This is a genomic window from Martelella sp. (genome assembly GCF_984369615.1).
In genome coordinates this window covers 1-2635 of record NZ_CFHTCS010000488.1, presented here as the reverse complement: position 1 = coordinate 2635, position 2635 = coordinate 1, and the positions used below count along the sequence as shown (strand labels likewise).

Genomic DNA, 2635 nt, shown 5'->3' with positions numbered 1-2635 from the left:
TACAAAAAGTTCTATCCCGAGACCGAGCGTGAACGGGTGGCCGTCGAGGAATGGCTGTTCTGGCAGGTCGGCGGACTTGGACCGATGGCGGGCCAAGCGCATCACTTCCGCAACTACGCGCCGGAAAAGATCGCCTACGGCATCGACCGCTACACCAACGAGGTCAACCGGCTCTACGGCGTGATGGACAGGCGTCTCGGCGAGGCGGAATATCTCGGCGGCGCCTATTCGATCGCCGACATGGCCTCGGTCGGCTGGGTCCGCTCGCACGAGGCCCAGGGACAGAACCTTGACGATTTTCCCAATCTGAAGCGCTGGTACGAGGCGGTGATGGCGCGGCCGGCGGTCAAGGCCGGCATCGCTGTCGGTCAGGCCGAGCGCGAAAAGATGAACCTGGCATCGGACAAGGACGCCCAGTCCGTGCTCTTCGCCCAGAAGGCGCGGTAGGGACGAAGCCCGGGAAGCCGGATGCTTCGGGCGCCTGGCTCAGCCGAGCGCCTGGAGCACGGCCGGCAGTTCCTGCGCGAAGAGGTCCATGTCTTCGCCCGGGCCGGTCGAGACGCGGATACAGCGGTCAAGCGGCGCAACGCCGGGCATCCGGATGAAGACGCCACGCGCGCCGAGCGCATCGACGATGGCGCGCGCATAGGCGCCGTCCCTGCCGCAATCGATGGCGACGAAATTGGTTGCCGAGGGTAGCGGCTCAAGCCCGTTGTCGCGCGCGATCCGGGCGATCTCGTCGCGCGATTCGCGGATGCGTCCGACAACGCTCTGCAGATAGGCCTGGTCGGCAAGCGCCGCCTCGGCGGCAACCAGCGTCAGGCGCGGCATGCCGAAATGGTTGCGGATCTTGTTGAAGGCGGAAATCGTCTCGGCCTCGCCGATAATGTATCCGGCGCGCGCGCCCGCGAGCCCGTAGGCCTTGGAAAAGGTGCGGAAGCGCATGACGTTCGGCCGGTCGAGAAGGCGGTCGATCGCGGGAAAGGCCTCTGCCGGTCCACATTCGCAATAGGCCTCGTCCAGCACCATCATGCAGGTTTCCGGCAGGTCCTCGACGAAACGGATGACATCGTCCTCATGCCACCAGCTTCCCATCGGATTGTCCGGATTGGCGAAATAGACCATGGTCGCGTCATGGTCCTTCGCCGCCGCCAACAGCGCATCAAGGTCTTCCCTGTCGCCTGCATAGGGCACGCTCACCCGTTTTCCGCCGAAGCCGTCGACATGGTAGTTGAAGGTCGGATAGGCGCCGAGCGAGGTGACGACGACCGTGCCCGGTGAGACCACGAGCCTGACGGCCATGCCGAGGAGTCCGTCGACGCCTTCGCCGATCATAAGGTTTTCCGGCCTGCAGCCATGGTGTTCGGCGAGGGCCTGTCGCAGCGACAGATGCTCGGAGTCGGAGTATTTCCAGATGTCGCCGGCGGCCTCGCGGATTGCGGCAAGCACGGACGGCGCGGGACCGAAGCCGCTCTCATTCGCGCCGATCCGGGCGATGATCGGGAAGTTGCTGGTGCGCTCCAGTGCTTCGGGTCCGACAAAGGGGACCGTGGATGGCAGTTCCTTGATCAGAGAGGTAAAGCGCGGAAATGCGGCCATGCTGTGCGTCGTCCGGTTGTTGGCAGAAGGGGCCCCAACATAATCGCTGCGTTTGGGAAGGCAAGCGCCGCTCCATCGGACAAAACGCGAAACGGCGCCATGCGGCGCCGTTGGCAGTTCAGTGCGGGGGATGGCCTCAGCGGAAGGCGCGGGCCGCAACGCGGTCGATGTCGCCCGGCAGCAGGCCGATATCCTTGAGTTCTGCGGCGGTAAGATTGCGCAGCTGGGCGCGCGTGCGGCGGTAGCTGAACCATTTCATGGTGAAGTCGAAGGGATGCATGGGTGTTTCCTCGAATATGTCCGGCAGCTTCGTGCTGCATTCATTTTGACCGGAAGAATACAAGGGAAACGGCGATGCGTCGTGTGCAGTTATTATGCAACTGCCATGCATTTGTGCATTAGGTTGCACAATACCGGAGCAGGTCGATCGCGATGCGTTGTTTTGAGGCACGCGCGTTTGACAAACGTCAGCGCGGCGGGACGGAAGCACGGCCTGCGCCAAAAAAAAGCCCCGCGCCGGAGAAGGCGTGGGGCTTTTGCAAGGTCGGGCAAGGCAGCGCTTAGAATACGGCCTTGCGGGCAACGCGACGGATATCGTCACGGTTGATGCCGAGGTCGGACAGTTCGCGCGCATTCATGCGGCCGAGTTCCGAAACGGTCTGGCGGTACTTGATCCAGTTGTTGAACGAACGAGCCATGCTCATGTTTCTCTCTCCTGTTTTTGCGGCGCCCGTGTTTTGCGGCGCCTCAATTTCTGATGAACCGGATATAGGCCCTGCCGCCCGCCGCGGTCAGTGGGTTTGCGGTAAAGCCGCTATGCGTCTGCCGCATGGCGCCGCAGGAGAAGGGCCACAAAGGCTGTTGTGAGGGCGGGAATAGGCGGCAAAAGTCGGCACTTGTCGCGGACTCGGTCGCACGCGCGGCGGGTGTCCGGCGACGGCGTATAGTCGGTCTTGCAGGGTCGGGACTGAGAATGAGGGGGGCGGTGTATGGGCACTGCGCAAAAAAATAACGCTCACCGGGTGAGGAGGATCCG

4 protein-coding genes are annotated in these 2635 nt (G+C 63.2%); 1 reads left to right on the top strand and 3 read right to left on the bottom strand.

Translation table 11 applies throughout. The features are described from left to right. Window positions 1-447 (top strand): glutathione binding-like protein (locus AC5DC2_RS22680; protein ID WP_491700124.1); only part of this gene is annotated, 447 nt, incomplete at its 5' end. Between the two features lie 39 nt (window positions 448-486). Here the strand turns inward: AC5DC2_RS22680 and AC5DC2_RS22675 are convergent. From AC5DC2_RS22675 to AC5DC2_RS22665, 3 genes are all read right to left on the bottom strand, one after another. Further along, window positions 487-1599: a pyridoxal phosphate-dependent aminotransferase gene (locus tag AC5DC2_RS22675; protein ID WP_491700123.1), complete on the bottom strand. Its 1113-nt coding sequence runs from the start codon at window positions 1597-1599 to the stop codon at window positions 487-489. A 136-nt stretch (window positions 1600-1735) separates the two neighbouring features. Continuing rightward, the gene (locus AC5DC2_RS22670) at window positions 1736-1879 is read right to left on the bottom strand and encodes a DUF1127 domain-containing protein (RefSeq protein WP_152534493.1); all 144 of its coding nucleotides are present in this window, start codon (window positions 1877-1879) and stop codon (window positions 1736-1738) included. Window positions 1880-2159: 280 nt separating this feature from the next. Continuing rightward, complete coding sequence (locus AC5DC2_RS22665) at window positions 2160-2303, bottom strand: DUF1127 domain-containing protein (RefSeq protein WP_491700122.1); 144 nt, start codon at window positions 2301-2303, stop codon at window positions 2160-2162. Between the last annotated feature and the right edge of the window lie 332 nt (window positions 2304-2635).